Raw genomic sequence first — 16,569 nt, 5'->3', positions numbered from 1 at the left:
TCAGAAGTCGTTGCGCTGGATGACTTTTGAATTACCATGGCTGGGCCAGGTGATGACGCCGCCCAGATAACTGGAGAGGTAAATTCCGCCTGGCAATTGAATGAACTGGGACTTTTGTTTAGGTGGCGTCAGCGCAGCCACTAGAGTGGCCACCATACCGTTATTGGTCAGTGCCTGCTGGTCAATGAAATTGACAATGGTATTTTTGATCTCGACCGAAATATCTCCGTTATCCCGCTCCAGATCCCCGACGGAATCCATATTGAACAGTATCTTTCCCTGATTGTCGGTCGCTATCATGGTTGCCACAACTATTTCCCTGTTCATGGTTACAATGAATTTACTCTTTCTGGTTATCTCTACCCAGTTGTCCGGTGCCTGACAATTTCTGTGATATCTGATAGTGGTATCTGGATTGTTGTAATAGTTGTGGGAAACATTGTCTCCCTGTTGGGTCATAGTTGTGATGACGCATTGCACTTCTTCAGCCACCGGATGACCACTGCGCAGCAAAAACACATTCTCTGATAATTTTTTGAGATTATTATCTATGGAAAAATAGCTGATAGCTTCTTTGCCAACCAAAATGGAGATCTGCTCATCGGCCTTGCGCGGAATTCGCTTTATCAAGGGGGTTATTGAATCTATTTTGACATTCAGCGCTTTTTCTGTATCGCTGGTCATATAGAGAGAAATCTGGCTGAGATTGATAGTGCGCAGCGTATTCGCCGTCACATAGTTATAAATAAAGATGGCCAGTGAAGTCAGTGAAACTAGCAGCAACACAAACAGCAGAATACGTTTGGGGTTGAAATAGCGGTCATATTTTCGACGAGTATATTGCCGTCTGGCTTGAGGGGGATGGGAAGTCATCGCCGCTTGAGTTTCTTCATTTGACGTTGGTTCTTCCGTTTCACCTGCTGCCTCAATAGGGGCACAAAAGATATATCCCACTCGCGGAATAGTGTCGATAGCATCCATCAAACTGAATGATTCCAGCTTTCTTCTCAATGAGAGGATCTGCCGGTTCAAATTGGTGTCGGTATTGTCCTGATTGGGCCACAAGGCATCCTGCAGCTTGCTTCTGGGAATGACAGTACCTGCCTCATCACACAGCATTTCGAGCAGCTCGGCTTCCTTGTTGCTGAGCTTGATGTCCTTGTCTCCTTTTGAGAGTCGGAATATTGCAGCGGAGAAAAAGATATCCTCTGCAATTTTATAAATTTTGTTACTCATGTGTGACTCGTCTTACTGCTAAGGAGTGCATTTTACCACCATGCTGTCTTTGTTCAAATAATGATAAATTACTAATTTCCTTTGCTATCAAGCAGTTATCTCATTGCTTAAATGCATGGTGGGAGATATGGTACTACAGCTCATTAATTTGGTTCAAAAAATGTGCAAAAAAATGGCCGTTTATGTAATCGTTCTCACTTACTCCTGCCTGTGCGGGAAATTTTGACGCCGTCAGTATTTTCTTTCGAATAATGTGCGTATTTGGATGACACTTGCATGCCGGTTTTTGTCGCATGGCCGATTATTGCGCCTTAAAAAAATTCTGATATTGCTTGCGCTGGGGTTTGAGATTACCGCCGAGATTGGGCCAGGGGAGCCAGCGGTCGGGCACCATAAAGCCGGGCAGGGTGGCACGGATCCAGGTTTCCAGCTCGGGGTAGGGACCGGTTTACCGTGCCAGTCGATAAAGGCGGCGGGGCGCTGTCCCCACTCGTCGCTTGGTACCGGCACCACCAGTGCCTGGGCGACAGCCGGGTGGTCCACCAGCCGCTGCTCGATGGTTTCGGGCTGGATATTTTCGCCCCCCGAGATAAAGAGGTTGTCGAGTCGCCCCTCTACCACCAGTTCGCCGCTCTCGCTGAAGTGGCCCTTGTCGCGGGTATGAAACCAACCGTCAGCATCAAGGGGCAGATCGAGAGTTCCACCGCGGTAGTAACCGGCAAACAGGGTGGCGCCGCGCACGCAGATCTCCTGCTCCCTGATGCACACCTCCCGTCCCGGTAGCGGGCGGCCGACCACACCGGTATTGCCGGGGATGGTGGTGCAGACCTGACTGCCCATCTCGGAGAGGCCATAACTCACCTTGGGTTCGAGCCCCATGGCGCAGAGACGGCTCACCAGCGGCTGCGGGATGGCGGCACCACCGAGCAGCAGCTCGCGCAGGCGAGTGCGGGCGGGGTCAAAGCCCTCTGCCAGCAGGCGCCAGAGCTGGGTCGGCACCAGCGAGAGATGGGTGATGGGTTGCTGTTCAAGCCGCGCCTTGAGCGGCTGACTGCGATCGTCCAGCACCAGAGTGGCGCCCGCCAGAAAGACCCGAAACAGGATGGCGTAACCGCCAACGTGAAACAGCGGCAGCGAGAGCAGCCAGCCGCACCCCTGATCGAGCGGGATCAGGGCGGCTGAACCGCGAGCCGAAGCCAGATGGTTGGCCAGCCGGTGTACCACGGCCTTCGGCGTACCGCTGGAGCCCGAGGTGAGGATCATGTTGTTGAGCTGGGCAGGCTCCAACATAGAGTTGCTTTCGTCTGCTGCCAGCTCATGGGCGAAGTCGAGGCGCAAGGGTTGCCAGCTGCCCGTCGGGATCTCGCCAGCCGACCAGAAGGCAGTGGCATCGAGCAGGGTTGCCAGCTCGGCCTGCCGCGCCGGCGGAAAGGCGGGATTGAGCGGACAGAAGATGATGCCGCTGCGCACGCAGGCCCACGCCAGCAGCACATCCTGCTGCGCGCCGCGCACTACCGCTGCAAGGTGATCGCCGCGCTGGAGCCCAGCTTCTGCCAGCTGCTGGCAGAGGCTGTTGATGTGGCGATCGAGCTGGCGATAGCTGAGCGTGGTCGGGCCATGGATGGCGATATGGTCGGGCGTGAGCCCGGCCCTGCGGCGTACCGGGCAGGCTTCCTTGCTGTAGGCGGGCTCAATCACGGAGAAACAGCTGGGTCAGTTGGCTCACGTCGGGCTTGCCATTGCTATCGAGCAGATCCCCCGCCATCCAGCGACGGGTATCGAGACCGGGTGCCTGCTCCGGCGCCCACTCACCCGCCAGACGGGCGAGCTGATTCAGCCCGAGACCCGACTCGAAGCAGGAGGAGATGATCACCTTGAGCCGCAGTTCGCGGGCACGGTTGACCAGCGCTTCGATGTTGGCGAGCGAGCCGAGCAGGGTGGGTTTGAGCACCAGCGCCTTCAACTGCGGGATGGGTTCCCATGGCTTGCCCTTTGCCAAAAGTTCGTCCAGCGCTACCGGCATGCCGGTGCGGTTGGCAACGAAGGCGATATCGGCGAAGTCGGCGCAAGGGTCTTCCAGATACTCGATGCGGTTCGGGTCGAGATGGCCGCAGAAAGTCCAGGCCTCCTCGCGGGTCCAGCCCTGGTTGGCATCCAGCACCAGCTTGAGGGAGGGCACCCGATCGCACAGCAGGCGGATCAGTGCCAGCTCGTCACGCATCGGATAGCGGGCTACCTTCAGCTTGGCCTTGCTGGGGGTGCTGTGGAGCCACTCTTTCCAATTTTTCAGCAGCTCTTGCGGCGAGCCCTGAATAAGGGGGTAAGGCGCGGGCAGCGGGTTGCTCTGCTCCGGCCATTTGCGGCGTGCGCAGTCGAGGCCAAATTGCACCGACGGCAGCACGGGATTCGGGGTATCTCCGGCGGCCATGGCCGCCAGAGCGGCGAGCGCTTCCTGCTCCGCCTGTTGCAGGCTCTCTTGCGAGAAGCCGGGCAGGGGGGCAATTTCCCCCCAGCCGTCGTTGATGCGCACCAACAGCCCCTCTCGCGCCACCTCCACCTTGCCGTGAAAGGTCAGTGGCTGGGTAAAAGGCAGTTGATAGCGATAGAGGGCTAGTGTCATCAGGGGTTCCGCTTGTATTTGGAGAAGTCGGGACGGCGTTTTTCGTTGAACGCGTTGCGCCCTTCCTGACCCTCTTCGGTCATGTAGAACAGCATGGTGGCATTGCCAGCCAGCTCCTGCAACCCTGCCTGGCCGTCACAATCGGCATTGAGGGCCGCCTTCAGGCAGCGCAGCGCCATCGGGCTGTTTTGCAGCATCTCGCGGCACCAGCGTACGGTTTCGCGCTCCAGATCCGCCAGCGGCACGACGGTGTTGACCAGACCCATGTCGAGGGCTTGCCGGGCATCGTACATGCGGCAGAGGAACCAGATTTCGCGGGCTTTCTTCTGGCCGACGATGCGGGCCATGTAGGAGGCGCCCCAACCGCCGTCGAAGGAGCCCACTTTCGGGCCGGTCTGGCCAAACTGGGCGTTGTCGGCGGCGATGGTCAGGTCACACATCATGTGCAGCACGTGGCCGCCACCGACCGCATAGCCGGCGACCATGGCCACCACCGGTTTCGGGCAAGTGCGGATGTCGCGCTGGAAGTCGAGCACGTTGAGGTGATGAGTCCCCTCGTCATCGCGGTAGCCACCGTAGTCGCCGCGGATCTTCTGGTCGCCGCCGGCACAGAAGGCCTTTTCGCCGAAACCGGTCAGGATGATGGTACCGACCTGATCGTCATAACGGGCATCGGCCAGCGCCTGCAGCATCTCTTTGACGGTGCGGGGACGGAAGGCGTTGCGCACCTGGGGGCGGTTGATAGTGATCTTGGCAATGCCATCGCCGGACTTGTGATAGAGGATGTCCTCGTAACCGGCGGAGCAATCACGCCACTCGACAGGTGCGTAGAGTTCCGCTTCAGTCATTGCTTCAATCATGACTCTTCTCTTCTTGTTGTTGGTTGACCCACTCCGCAAGGAGTCGGGCAAAAGCCTCGGGCTGGTGGGCATGCAGGTTATGGCCGCCATCCAGCTCCAAGTGGTTGATTTTGCGATGCTGACTCGCCATGAGGCAAGCCAGCTGATGGAATTTGTGATCCCGCTTGCCGCTGACATAAGTGACAGGCAACTCGCCTTGCGCCAGCCAGGAAGCGAGATCCGGCTGCTTGCCAAGGGAGGTGGCGCGCAGCATGGCGGCCACGGCCTTGCCGTCGTTGCCAAGGCGGCGAGCGATCTGGCGGGCGCGGGCCGCCTCGTCGAGATCGGCAAACACCCCCTGCCGATACCAGTCGGCCAGCACGTCAGCCAGAGGCTCGCGCTCGAAGCGCCCTGCCCAGCTCTCATCGTGGGCGATGCGGGCGGCCCACTCACCGGCTGGCAGCCCCGGGTGGCAGTTCTCCAGCAGCAGTCCCAACAGCCCCGCCGGCTCACGGCTGGCGTGGTAGAGGGCCAGTCGTCCGCCCAGCGAGTAGCCGACCAGCAGGTAGCGCTCGATACCGCGACTGGCGAGCTCGCGGCACAGCCACTGGTGACTCTGCTCGAAGTCGTTGACCCGCAGCTCGTGATGCTGGCCGTGACCCGGCAGGTCGAGGGCAATGCAGTGGTGGCCGGGCAGGCGGTCAATGACCGGTTGCCAGTCGTTTGCATCGCCGAGCAGACCGTGCAGCAGAACCAGCGGTGTGTCGTTACAGCTCACGGATGGTGGCTCCCAATGCCTTGAGATCATCGGCCACCTGCTCGCTCGGTACCCTGATCTCGATCAGGGTAACGCCACCCTTGAGGGCCAAACCGTACTCCTGCTCGAACCCGGCCAGGGTCGTCGGCGCGCGGTAGGCGAGGCCAAACATGGCTGCGGCATGTTCAAAGCCGAGGCCGTGGGGCAGCCGGTAGTAGCTCTCCAGCAGCTCCCCTTCGGTGGGCACCGGCAACAGGCGAAAGATGCTGCCGCCATCATTGTTGAGCAGGATCACCACCAGCGGCTGGCTCGCCTTGCTGAGCAGGGCCAGGCTGTTGAGATCGTGCAGGGCGCTCAGATCGCCGATCAGCAGGGTGGTGGGTAGGTTGCTGCTTTGCGCAAATCCGTAAGCGGTGGCGATGAGGCCGTCGATGCCGGAGGCGCCGCGGTTGGTCATCACCCGGCTCGGCCCCTTGCCTGTTTCGCCGAGCATGTCCATCAGCCGAGCCGGCATGCTGTTGCCGACAAAGAGCTGCCCCTCGATAAGGCTATTGATGCGATGGCAGACTCCGAGCTCTGAAAAGCGATCGCAGGCGGCGGCTATTGCCTGACCGACCGGCTGCAGCAGAGTTGGCAACCGATGCCAGGGAGCCTTGCTGGCCGTGACCGGATGGGCAGAGGCAAAAGCGCCGGCACTGCAGAGCAGGCGGTTGCGCAGCCGGTAGTCGGGATCGAGCCGCGCCGGCTGCGGGTCCACCAGCCAGTAGTCGTGCCACGCCTGCTGCTTGATGAACTGGCCAAGGCGCTTGGAGACCAGTCGGGCACCAAATTGCAGCAGCACCTCAGCACGGCCCAGCTCGACGGCCACGGCTGCATTGTTGAGGGCGAGATCCAGCTCGATCAGATTGCGGCGATCGAAGCGCAGCTGGCTCTGGATATCGGCCAGCAGCGGCCAGCCAAGCCGCTCCGCCAGCTCGGCGGCAGCCTCTGCTTGCTGCGGGTCGGTAATGCGACCGGCAACAACGATGCCGCGTTTTTGCCGAAAGTTTTCCCACTCTGCCTGAGGGGGGCAGCTCGGCTCGCTCTGTTGCCACGGGCTCCAGGGCGTCTGCGAGCCGAGCCAGTTGCCGAGGGGGGCCAGATAGTCGGAGAAATCCTGATAGTGTTCACCCGGGTAGAGAGGCTCGGGGTACATGCAGTTGAAGTGCACCACCCCGGGGGTGAGTGCCTGCCTGGCCAAGGCTTGATCTACCGAACTCAGCACAAACGCTGCCGGAATGGTCGGAGTGGGGCTTGGCAGGTTCTGCTGATAGACGGGGTAGCGGCCGAAGATCCCCTGCTGGTCGATCGCCTGATTGGCGCCGTTGTCGATAAGCTCGTGGGGGCGATCGGCGGAGAGAATAATCAGCGGCACGCCGGTGAGCTGGGCCTCGGCCACCGCGGGCCAGAGGTTGGCCACTGCGGTGCCCGAGGTCATGATCACCGCCACCGGGCGATAGCTCCCCTTGGCCAGCCCGAGCGCCATAAAGCCGAGACCACGCTCGTCAAAGTGCAGGTGGCGGCGAAAGCCCTGATGTGCCGCAGCCGCCATGGTCAGCGGCGCGGAGCGGGAGCCGGGAGCCAGCACCAGATCGCGCACGCCGAGGCGAAAGAGCTCCTCCAGCAACAGGGAGGAGCCAGACATGGTTGAAGGTGGCGTGCTGATTTGAAAACGGGCGGCAGGCAAACACTTCGCTGGCTGGCTCTTTACGGGTGGGCATAGGGGCTCTCGTGGCGTGAAAAGGGTGAATGACTATCCCAGCAGGGAGAGCACATTGGCGATCTTGTTGTCGAGCTCGGCCCACTCTGCGGCAGGCTCGGAACCGGCGACGATGCCGGCACCTGCAAACAGGGTGACGCTGCCGGGCTGGATGCGGGCGCTGCGGATGGCGACCGAAAACTCCGAGGTCTCCCGGCTCAGCATGCCGCAGGCGCCGGCGTACCAGCCGCGCTCGTAGGGTTCGAACTCGCGGATAAAGGCGAGCGCCGCCTCGCGCGGGGCACCGCCCACCGCCGGAGTCGGGTGGAGGGCGTCGAGCAGTTGCCAGTCGCAGACGCCGGGCTTGAGTTCTGCCTCGATATCGCACTTGAGGTGTTGCAGCAGCCGCAGTTTGAGAATGCGCGGCTCGGTCAGGGTGGCATCGTGGGCCAGTGGCGCCAGTCGGCTCAGGATGTCGGCGTGAACCAGCCGGTTCTCCAGCCGGTTTTTGCTGTCGGTGAGCAGCTCGGTGGCCAGCGCTTCATCGGTCGCCTCGTCGCCGGAGCGGCGAATGGTGCCCGCCAGCGCCTCGGTAAAGAGGTGACGCTCCTCGCGGCGGTAGAGCCGCTCGGGGGAGCAGGCGATAAAGGCTTGCTCTGGAGAGAATTGGAAACCGAAGTGGAAGCAATCCTGTGCGTGGTTGGCCCACTGATCCAGCATGGCCCAGGGATTGATCTGGCCGGCGTCGTGCTGGCTGGTCAGCACGCTTTCGCGCGACAACACCACCTTGGGGGTGCTGGCCTGAAAGTCGGGGGCGGTGACGCGCTCCACCAGCGTCTGCCAGCGCTCGGGGCCGGGGCAGTCGTGACGATGCCAGCGCTGTTTTTGCAGCGGGGGCAGCGGCGCTTCCGGTTGCAGCGCATCGAGGGCGGTTTCGGCCGCGTGCAGCTCCTGCTCCAGATTGTCGCCGGTCAGCCAGAGGTTGAGGCAGAGGCTGACGCACTCGCCGCGGCGCACCAGCTCGATGCGCGGCAGTACGAAACGGCAGGCGCCAAAGCCCTGCCAGCCCGGCTGGGTCGGGTCGAACGCCAGACCGCCATAGTAGCGGGGGCTGTCATCATGGGGCTCTGCCGTGTTGCTGCATACCTGACGGATATCTTCCGGCGCAGTCAGCTCCTGAATGGCGCCCAGCGCGACATATTCGGGGCTGCTCTGGCCACGGGCATGCCAATAGATACGCGGATAGAGGGTTTGCGCCGCGAGCCAGCTCAGAAAAGAGCGGATCTCGAACGTCACGCGCAGCCGCACGAAGCCGCTGGCCTTGCTGTGACGCAGGGCGTCCAGTTGTTGCTTGATATGGGTCTGAGCCAACATGGATTCTTGTCTGAGCCGGATAGTAACGGCCGATCCCGCAGCGGGATGCCGTAGGTTTATGCCAAAGGCGATGATTTCCTATATATTATCTGCCCATTCGTCCATGTAAATCGCCCGAGGGTGCTGCACTCTCAGGGGCCAAGTATACCCAAATCCGGTTCGATAACCCTTAATCCGATCAATATCCGATAGTTTGGCCATCACAATATGACAAATAACGTATCTGTTTGGTTGCTGGCGGCGCGTTTGCGCACCTTGCCGCTCGCCTGCTCCTCCATCCTGCTGGGCTCCGGGCTGGCTGCCAGCCGCGGTGCTTTCGATGGCACCATCATGGCGCTCTCCCTGCTGACCGCCATCCTGCTGCAGATCCTCTCCAATCTGGCCAACGACTATGGCGATGCGGTCTCCGGTGCCGACAACGGTGAGCGGATCGGGCCACAACGGGCAGTCGTTTCCGGCCTGATCACCCGCAAGCAGATGTGCGTGGCGATGGCGCTGACCGCGCTGGCGGCGGTGGCCAGCGGCCTGCTGCTGCTCGGTTGCGCCTTTGGTGGCCAGTGGTTGCAGATCCTCACCTTTGTGGTGCTGGGGGGGGCGGCCATTGTCGCTGCAGTGACCTACACGGTTGGCAAGACTCCCTATGGCTACCGCGGTTTTGGCGATATCTCGGTGTTCCTCTTCTTTGGCCTGCTCGGGGTACTTGGCTCCTACTACCTCTTTACCAAGACGCTGGAGCTGGATCTGCTGCTCCCTGCGACAGCCTGTGGCCTGCTGGCGACCGCGGTGCTCAACATCAACAATGTGCGCGATATCGAGACCGATGCCGCCAGCGGCAAGATCACTCTGGCAGTACGCCTTGGCCGCAATCGTGCCATCGCCTATCACTGGGTTCTGCTGGGGGCGGCGCTGCTGGCGACCATCGCCTTTATCCTGACCCAGCCCGCCAGCTTCTGGCCGTGGATCTTCCTGCCCGCCATGAAGCCGCTCACCGATGCCGCCAGAACCCTGCGCGAAAGCTTCGATGGCGAGGTGCTGACCGGTGCCCTCAAGAAGACTGCCATCAGCGCATTTCTGTTCAGCCTGCTGCTCTCCATCGGGTTGGCGCTCTCCTGAGACTTACTGGATGGAACGGCGATAAATGAAAAGGGCTCCCGAACGGGAGCCCTTTTTGATCGTTATCGAGGCAGCTCAGCTGGCCTTGGCAAGCGCCGGAGTCCGGCGGGAGAAGAGCAGGGTATCCAGCAGCCAGATGGCGACCAGCGAGGCGCCCACCAGCGGGAAGGCAATGCCCAGCAGGATCAGCAGGGTGATGGCGCCACGCATCGGCGGAAGTTTGGCGGGCAGCGGCGGTGCGGCGAGACGGCCCTGCGGGCGGCGGCACCACCAGATCCAGAGACCGCTCACGGCGCTGGCCAGCACCATCAGGCAGATGAGCAGCATGGCAAGCTGGTGGGGCCAGCCGTAGAGCTTGCCCATGTGCAGCATGACGCCACTCTCCACCGTTTTGGCGACCGGGCCGTAATCCTGCCAGCGCACATCGGCCAGCACCTTGCCACTGTATTGATCGATATGCAGGGTAGCGTCGTTGCGCGGGTCATCGGCAAAGATCGCGATGGTATAGACACCGGTGGTGCCGACCGGCGGGGTGATGCTGTACCCCGGACTCACCTTCCGGGCAGTGGAGATATCCACCACCTGTTGCAGCGGGATCCGCTGGCTGGCCATCACCATTCCCTCGTGCTCGCCGTGGTTCATGGCGCCGTGATCGTGCCCCTCATCAACCGGCTGCGAGCTGGGCATGGGGGTGTTCTCCACCGCCCAGGGGACGGTCTGCTCGTGGGCCTGATTCAGGCTGCGGGCCAGCGGTGCCGATTTGGGCACCTCGTTCCACATGGCGGCCGGGAAGCGGTTCCAGACTGCGGCAAACTGGTCGCCCCAGAAGCCGGTCCAGGTCATGCCGCTTAACAGCAATAGCAGCAGGAAACCTGCGCCCCAGAAGCCGATAACGGCGTGCAGATCGCGCCACCAGAGGCGGCCACGCTGGTTGACTCTGGGCCAGAGAATACCGCCCACGCCGGGCCCCTTGCGCGGCCACCAGAGATAGAGTCCGCTCAACAGCAACACAATGCCCCAGCCTGCTGCCAGCTCGATCAGCCGATCTCCCGTTTTGCCGAGCAGCAGCTCGGCGTGCAGAGCGCGAGCGACCGCCTGCAGATTCCACTTGTTATCCATGGTACCGAGCAGGGCGCCGCTGGCGGGATCGAGGAACAGGGTCAGTTCGCGATCCCCCTGATTGACGATGAACTGGGCGCTGGCATCCGGGCTGGCGGGCGGCAGATATTTGCGCAGGCTGGCGTCCGGCATGGCGATCATCGCCTTGGCCAGCAGCTGGTCGGCACTCAGGGTTTGACTGGCGGGGGTAACCTTCATCAGCTCGGGATACATCAGGTTGTCGAGCTGGGGTTTGAACAGATAGACGATCCCGGTCAGTGACAGCAGGATCAGAAAGGGGGCGACAAAGAGCCCTGCATAGAAGTGCCAGCGCCAGATCCGCTGGTAGTGGTTAGAATCCCTGCTTTTCATTGCCCGTCCTTGTTGAGTGTTCAAACATTTCTGTAGGTGGAAGGTTTGTGGTGGCGCGGATAATAGCAGCAACGTTTCGTTAACTGCAATCACACATTCTGGCTATTCGTCTGACCATGCGAGACGGTGCCGCCAGCGGGATATTCGCGACATAACCCGCTCGGGAAGGGTTGGGGGGAGACCGGATTTATCTGGACTTTCCCATATAAATTATTACGTTATGGTAACAATCCGATTTCGGATGCCAATAAAAAGAGGGACGCAAGGATGCAGCCGCACGGTCAATTCGAGATGGAACGCAGGGGGCAGATGATGATCTGCCGGCCGAGCGGCCCCTTCAATCTGGCGGGGGCCGCCGCCTATGAAGCGCACTTTGCCCGTGAGCTGACCGGGTTGGCGGCGCATCCCTGGGGAATCGTCGAGGTGGCGACCGAGTTTGAAGCGGCCGGGCCTGAGGTGCTGAGCCGTTTTCGCCGCCAGTTTGGCTGGTGTGCCGAGAACGGCTGTCTCTTTCTGGCGGTTGTGCTGTCGGGGGGATTCAAGCGCTATCTGGCTGATCAAATCTTCAAAGGCCTGCCGTTTCGGGCGGTGCACTATTTCGAGCAGGAGGGGGCTGCCATTCGCTGGCTGGATCAGGAGCTATCGCTCTGCGAAGTGTGAGCAGCCGATCCACTCACGTCAGCTGAGGTTGATAAACCACTTGTCCCGCTCGTCGATGCAGTCGGGTTCCCCCATCTCGAAATCGCGGCAGATCAGCGGCCTGACTTCATAGATGCGGCACATCATGGTGTTGCGGTCGAGCGCCGCGCACCAGCCATCTTCCAGCCGATGCATAACCGGCACCTCGCCTTCCCGCTCCTCGATATAGCGATCCGGCACGCCGGTATCGGTAATGATCATCACTTCGAGACGGCAGCAGCAGGCTTCGCAATTCTGGCAGCTGACGGCTGGCTGGGTTGTCCGGGGCATGTTGTCTCTCTGGCCGGATAGCGGCATTGATGGATATGAAACAGGCGCCGTGACGGCGCCTGTGTCCGGGCAGGATGAACCTTAGCCCAGTTTGCGGGCGCGGTAGCTGCGACCCTTGATCTTGCCTTCCTGCAGCCGCTTGAGTGCAGCCTTGGCCACGCTCTGTTTGACCGCGACGTAGGAGTACTGCTCGGAGATCTGGATCTTGCCCACATCGGCGCCGGCAATGCCGCCTTCACCGGTCAGGGCACCCAGGATATCACCAGCGCGCACCTTGGTCTTGCGGCCCGCATCGATGGAGAGGGTCACCATCTGCGGCGCCAGCGGCTTGATGGCACGGCCGATGGTATCGAGATCCCCCAGCGGCATAGGTGCCTGCTGGTACTCCTCGATGACGTTTACCCGCTGCGCTTCATTCGGCTGATAGAGGCTCAGGGCCAGACCCTGCTGACCGGCGCGGCCGGTACGACCGATGCGGTGTACGTGCACTTCCGGGTCATAGGTGAGCTCGTAGTTGATGACGGCGCCCAGCTCCTTGATGTCGAGGCCGCGAGCCGCCACGTCGGTGGCGACCAGAATGGTGGCGCTGCCGTTGGCAAAACGCACCAGCACCTGATCCCGCTCACGCTGCTCCAGATCGCCGTTCAGCGCCAGTGCCGAGAAGCCCTTGGCTGCCAGATGGTCAGCCACGTCACTGCAGGCCCGCTTGGTGTTGCAGAACACCACGCAGGAGCTTGGCTGATAGTGGCTCAGCAGCCAGGTGAGGGCGTCGAGGCGCTGACCGGCCGGTACTTCATAGAGCTTCTGTTCGATGGCGCTCTCTTCATGGAGCGCCTCTACGCTTACCTCAACCGGATTGCGCTGCACGCCGCGGCTCATCTGGGCGATCCCTTCCGGATAGGTGGCGGAGAAGAGCAGTGTCTGCCGGTCGCGCGGGGCATGGCTGATGACCCGGTTGATATCTTCGCCAAAGCCCATGTCCAGCATGCGGTCTGCTTCATCCAGCACCAGCGTCTTGAGGCTGTCCAGCTCCAGAGTGCCCTGCTCCAGATGCTTGAGAATGCGGCCCGGGGTGCCGACGGCGATGTGGGCGCCAAAGCTCAGGGTGGCGGATTGCGGTGCGGTCGGAGTGCCGCCGCACAGGGTCACCAGCTTGACGTTGGGCAGGGTGCTGGCGAGACGACGGATCTCGGTCGCCACCTGATCCGCCAGTTCGCGAGTCGGGCAGAGCACCAGCGCCTGTACCTCGAGCCGGTTGACGTCGAGGCTGGAGAGCAGGCCGAGGCCGAAGGCGGCGGTCTTGCCGCTGCCGGTTTTTGCCTTGGCGATCAAGTCTTTGCCGTCGAGTACCAGAGGCAGGCTCTGAGCCTGGATCGGGGTCATCTGCAGATAACCCAGAGTGGTGAGGTTCTCGAGCAGGGCGGGGGAGAGGTTCAGGCTGCTAAATTCGCTGTTGTTCACAAAAAGGCTCTATTTCGGAGAAAAACGGGCAGCGCCATGGCGCCAGGGGCGCGCATCATACCAGAATCCAGCGCAGGATGTGGCGGAAATTTGAACGACTGGTCCGCATCGGGTCATCTTGGGGTCATTTGTCGCCAAAGTAACAAACACGCGAGACCTGGAGTAAATTGCCGGCATTTTTTAAACGTGTTTTTAATTATTCATCGCAGATAAACGTTTTTCGCATCAACTGATTAAATTATCGGGTGAAAAAACGGCGCAAATGGGGGTAGAGCAATTAACCGGCTGTTATGAAAATGATATGAAAATATCTGCCGCTATCGCCGCTTACATCTGCTTATTTTCTATCATTATGTTTTATATGGAGTTTGTTGGTAGTGATGTTGCGTGATTAATATGGTTTTATTGCTTAATTAATTTAAAAACGTTTGTATTATCTAGCATGCATATTATTGAGCAGGATTGTGATGGCTATCTGATTTTTAAATATGCAAATGTCTATGATGGCGCCGTCAAAAAATACAATTTACTCAGGTGCTACTGGTATGGAATACGTTCACTTTGTGCTCGGACTGGTAATCGGTCCTTGCCCTCTCTCTGCTGGCTAACCGCCACAACTGGAAACAGATCAAGCTGCGTTATATCGGCCAACTGCTGGTGGTCGAACTGGCGCTTGCCTGGTTCATGCTGAACTCCGAAGTGGGTCTGGCAGTCGTGGGTGGCTTTGCCGCCGGCTTTACCAAGTTGATGGAGTTTGCCAAACAGGGTACCGACTTTGTGTTCGGTGGTCTGGTCAACGAAGGGGCCTTCTCCTTCTTCCTGATGGTGCTGATGCCTATCGTCTTCATCTCCGTGCTGATCGGTATTCTGCAGTACATCCGTCTGCTGCCGCTGGTGATCCGTGGCATCGGTACCGTGCTGGCCAAGATCAACGGCATGGGCAAGCTGGAGTCTTTCAACGCCATCAGCTCCATGATCGTCGGTCAGTCCGAGAACTTCATCGCGCTCAAGAACATCCTGCCGCACCTGAACGAGAAGCAGATGTACACCCTGGCCGCCACTGCCATGTCCACCGTCTCCATGTCCATCGTCGGTGCCTATATGCAGCTGATCGAGCCGCGCTACGTGGTTGCCGCGCTGGTGCTCAACATGTTCAGTACCTTCGTCGTGCTGTCGCTGATCAACCCCTACGAGCCGGACAATACCGTGACCGACGCCAAGGCGCTGGCCGAGGGTGACGAGCACCATACTCCGAAGAAAGAGAACTTCTTCGAGATGCTGGGCGAGTACATCATGGCCGGTTTCTCCGTCGCCGTTATCGTGGCTGCCATGCTGGTCGGTTTCATCGCCCTGATCGCACTGGTCAACTACCTGTTCGAGATGGCGTTTGGCGTCAACTTCCAGTACGTCATGGGTTACATCTTCTATCCGATCGCCTGGATCCTGGGTATCCCGAGTGGTGAAGCGCTGCAAGCGGGCTCCATCATGGCGACCAAGCTGGTGACCAACGAGTTCGTGGCCATGATGGATCTGGGCAAGGTTGCAGCTCAGCTCTCTCCGCGTACTGTCGGCATCCTCTCCATCTTCATGGTCTCCTTCGCCAACTTCAGCTCCATCGGCATCATCGCCGGTGCGGTAAAAGCGCTGAACGAAGAGAAGGGCAACATGGTCTCCCGCTTCGGTCTGAAGCTGGTATACGGTTCTACGCTGGTCAGCCTGCTCTCCGCAGTTATCGCAGGCATCATGCTCTGATCCTCTAGTGGCACTTGCCACTGTTTAGGCCCCTGATTTCGGTCAGGGGCCTTTTTTGTTTCTGGCTTACAGGTGCCAGCCACACCACCAGCCCGCGACCAGCAGGGTGAGGGTGCAAAAGCCGGTCTCGATGGTGCCACCGCTTTTGAGCGGCCAGCCCGGCAGACGATAGCGGCGCTTGATGGGCCAGAAGAGCGGAATGCCCGCCGGGGTGAGCCAGTCCCCCAGCAGATGACTCAAGTAGCCGACGATCAGGGCATCCTTGACCCCGACCGGCAAGGTATCGGGCGGCAGCTGCTGGTTTAGCCCCCAGATGGCAGCAGCGACCGCCAGCAGGCTGTGGGTGAAGCCGCGATGGCCAAAGAGGCGCGACAGAGGCTTGGAGATCCACGGCAGTTGCTGCCCCAGCAGCGACTTGGGGTGGTCGAGATCCGGCAGCAGGGCGCTGGCCAGCGCGATCGGGATGCTCTGCCACAGGCTGGCATCGGCCAGGGCCGGTGTCAGCTGCAGTTTGTGGGCGATCAGGGTACAGGTAACGGAGAAGAGCAGGTGCCCTTGGGCGGTCATGGTGGCTACAACATGGGAAAATGGCGGCGCATCTTACCAGTGTTGTAGCCCGTTGCAGCAAAAAAAGCGGGGCTGGTGGGGGCGACCCGCTCAATCGTTGCGCGGGTCTTCCACTCTGGCATCGGCAGGCACCCGTTTTTTGCCCACTATCATGGCGCACAGCAGGTCGCTGCGAGTGAGGCGGTCGGTCAGGATCACTACGGCGGCGTGGACGCCGACGGCTGCCAGCAGGGTGTTGGCGATAGTGCCGTGCAGCTCTTCCAGCCAATCTTCGCCCCAGAAGGCATCCCAGGTGGTGAGCCAACCGGTGGTGATGGTGCTCACCAGCAGCAGGAGCAGCAGCCAGATCATCAGTGCTCCCATCGGGTTGTGGCCCAGATAGTAGGGGTGACGGCCTTTTAGCAGCTGCTGGAGATAGCTTCGCACCTTGCCCGGGGTCGGCCACCACTGGCCGAAGCGGGCATAGTAGGAGCCGGCAAAGCCCCATACCACTCTCACCAGCAGCAGGAAGGCCAGGGTATAACCGACGTAGCGGTGGGGCTTGCTCCCCTCTTCCAGAACGAAGAAGTTGAGCAGGCAGAGGGTGACGGTAGCCCAGTGAAACAGCCGGATGAGGGGATCCCACACTTTCACTTCAGATGAGGTTGTCATGGCAAGACTCCATGGAGGGGCC

12 protein-coding genes and 3 pseudogenes are annotated in these 16,569 nt (G+C 60.4%); 3 read left to right on the top strand and 12 right to left on the bottom strand.

Features of this window, described 5'->3' with window-relative positions; all coding sequences use genetic code 11:
- From WE862_RS01400 to WE862_RS01370, 7 genes and pseudogenes are all read right to left on the bottom strand, one after another.
- Positions 1-1,236 carry a winged helix-turn-helix domain-containing protein gene (locus WE862_RS01400; protein ID WP_042032792.1) on the bottom strand — a complete coding sequence of 412 codons (1,236 nt, stop codon included), beginning with the start codon at positions 1,234-1,236 and terminating at the stop codon, positions 1-3.
- A gap of 301 nt (positions 1,237-1,537) precedes the next feature.
- A pseudogene (locus tag WE862_RS01395) lies at positions 1,538-2,934 on the bottom strand (AMP-binding protein).
- A complete protein-coding gene (gene menC, locus WE862_RS01390) occupies positions 2,927-3,856 on the bottom strand; it encodes an o-succinylbenzoate synthase (protein WP_198493464.1) in 930 nt (309 codons plus the stop codon). Before menC ends, WE862_RS01395 begins: the two are co-directional and overlap by 8 nt.
- Positions 3,856-4,716: a 1,4-dihydroxy-2-naphthoyl-CoA synthase gene (gene menB, locus WE862_RS01385; protein ID WP_041209282.1), complete on the bottom strand. Its 861-nt coding sequence runs from the start codon at positions 4,714-4,716 to the stop codon at positions 3,856-3,858. The genes menC and menB overlap by 1 nt, the downstream gene beginning before the upstream one ends.
- Complete coding sequence (gene menH / locus WE862_RS01380) at positions 4,709-5,503, bottom strand: 2-succinyl-6-hydroxy-2,4-cyclohexadiene-1-carboxylate synthase (RefSeq protein ID WP_042032699.1); 795 nt, start codon at positions 5,501-5,503, stop codon at positions 4,709-4,711. Before menH ends, menB begins: the two co-directional genes overlap by 8 nt.
- Positions 5,463-7,212 (bottom strand): annotated as a pseudogene (gene menD, locus WE862_RS01375) (2-succinyl-5-enolpyruvyl-6-hydroxy-3-cyclohexene-1-carboxylic-acid synthase). Before menD ends, menH begins: the two are co-directional and overlap by 41 nt.
- Positions 7,213-7,244: 32 nt before the next feature.
- Positions 7,245-8,564 carry an isochorismate synthase gene (locus WE862_RS01370; RefSeq protein WP_042032694.1) on the bottom strand — a complete coding sequence of 440 codons (1,320 nt, stop codon included), beginning with the start codon at positions 8,562-8,564 and terminating at the stop codon, positions 7,245-7,247.
- A gap of 207 nt (positions 8,565-8,771) precedes the next feature.
- On the opposite strand from WE862_RS01370, the gene WE862_RS01365 reads away from it, so the two are divergent.
- On the top strand, positions 8,772-9,677 hold the full coding sequence (locus tag WE862_RS01365; RefSeq protein WP_041209279.1) for a 1,4-dihydroxy-2-naphthoate polyprenyltransferase: 906 nt from the start codon (positions 8,772-8,774) through the stop codon (positions 9,675-9,677).
- A 75-nt stretch (positions 9,678-9,752) separates the two neighbouring features.
- Here the strand turns inward: WE862_RS01365 and WE862_RS01360 are convergent, their stop codons facing one another.
- On the bottom strand, positions 9,753-11,147 hold the full coding sequence (locus tag WE862_RS01360; RefSeq protein ID WP_042032691.1) for a PepSY-associated TM helix domain-containing protein: 1,395 nt from the start codon (positions 11,145-11,147) through the stop codon (positions 9,753-9,755).
- A gap of 267 nt (positions 11,148-11,414) precedes the next feature.
- Here WE862_RS01360 and WE862_RS01355 point away from each other — a divergent pair, with 267 nt between their 5' ends.
- The gene (locus WE862_RS01355; RefSeq protein WP_042032689.1) at positions 11,415-11,807 is read left to right on the top strand and encodes a hypothetical protein; all 393 of its coding nucleotides are present in this window, start codon (positions 11,415-11,417) and stop codon (positions 11,805-11,807) included.
- 18 nt (positions 11,808-11,825) lie between these two features.
- On the opposite strand, the gene WE862_RS01350 is transcribed toward WE862_RS01355, so the two are convergent.
- Complete coding sequence (locus WE862_RS01350; protein WP_041209276.1) at positions 11,826-12,116, bottom strand: YkgJ family cysteine cluster protein; 291 nt, start codon at positions 12,114-12,116, stop codon at positions 11,826-11,828.
- A gap of 81 nt (positions 12,117-12,197) precedes the next feature.
- Positions 12,198-13,577, bottom strand: coding sequence for an ATP-dependent RNA helicase DbpA (gene dbpA, locus WE862_RS01345; protein WP_042032688.1), 1,380 nt, complete (start codon positions 13,575-13,577; stop codon positions 12,198-12,200).
- 545 nt (positions 13,578-14,122) lie between these two features.
- Here dbpA and WE862_RS01340 point away from each other — a divergent pair.
- A pseudogene (locus WE862_RS01340) lies at positions 14,123-15,329 on the top strand (NupC/NupG family nucleoside CNT transporter).
- 66 nt (positions 15,330-15,395) lie between these two features.
- Here WE862_RS01340 and WE862_RS01335 read toward each other — a convergent pair.
- Both WE862_RS01335 and WE862_RS01330 read right to left on the bottom strand, forming a co-directional pair.
- A complete protein-coding gene (locus WE862_RS01335) occupies positions 15,396-15,896 on the bottom strand; it encodes a metal-dependent hydrolase (RefSeq protein ID WP_042032684.1) in 501 nt (166 codons plus the stop codon).
- A 90-nt stretch (positions 15,897-15,986) separates the two neighbouring features.
- A complete protein-coding gene (locus tag WE862_RS01330) occupies positions 15,987-16,547 on the bottom strand; it encodes a cytochrome b/b6 domain-containing protein (protein ID WP_042032683.1) in 561 nt (186 codons plus the stop codon).
- Between the last annotated feature and the right edge of the window lie 22 nt (positions 16,548-16,569).

This window comes from Aeromonas jandaei, assembly GCF_037890695.1.
In the GTDB taxonomy this organism is placed as follows: domain Bacteria; phylum Pseudomonadota; class Gammaproteobacteria; order Enterobacterales; family Aeromonadaceae; genus Aeromonas; species Aeromonas jandaei.
Note: the sequence above shows the minus strand (reverse complement) of the source record. Positions and strands in the feature narration are given on the sequence as shown.

Coding starts and splice junctions, on each gene's coding strand:
- WE862_RS01400 (WP_042032792.1), bottom strand. CDS start 1,236: ATGAGTAACAAAATTTATAAAATTGCAGAGGATATCTTTTTCTCCGCT.
- WE862_RS01365 (WP_041209279.1), top strand. CDS start 8,772: ATGACAAATAACGTATCTGTTTGGTTGCTGGCGGCGCGTTTGCGCACC.
- WE862_RS01355 (WP_042032689.1), top strand. CDS start 11,415: ATGCAGCCGCACGGTCAATTCGAGATGGAACGCAGGGGGCAGATGATG.
- menH (WP_042032699.1), bottom strand. CDS start 5,503: ATGATCTCAAGGCATTGGGAGCCACCATCCGTGAGCTGTAACGACACA.
- menB (WP_041209282.1), bottom strand. CDS start 4,716: ATGATTGAAGCAATGACTGAAGCGGAACTCTACGCACCTGTCGAGTGG.
- WE862_RS01360 (WP_042032691.1), bottom strand. CDS start 11,147: ATGAAAAGCAGGGATTCTAACCACTACCAGCGGATCTGGCGCTGGCAC.
- WE862_RS01350 (WP_041209276.1), bottom strand. CDS start 12,116: ATGCCCCGGACAACCCAGCCAGCCGTCAGCTGCCAGAATTGCGAAGCC.
- WE862_RS01335 (WP_042032684.1), bottom strand. CDS start 15,896: ATGACCGCCCAAGGGCACCTGCTCTTCTCCGTTACCTGTACCCTGATC.
- WE862_RS01370 (WP_042032694.1), bottom strand. CDS start 8,564: ATGTTGGCTCAGACCCATATCAAGCAACAACTGGACGCCCTGCGTCAC.
- WE862_RS01330 (WP_042032683.1), bottom strand. CDS start 16,547: ATGACAACCTCATCTGAAGTGAAAGTGTGGGATCCCCTCATCCGGCTG.
- menC (WP_198493464.1), bottom strand. CDS start 3,856: ATGACACTAGCCCTCTATCGCTATCAACTGCCTTTTACCCAGCCACTG.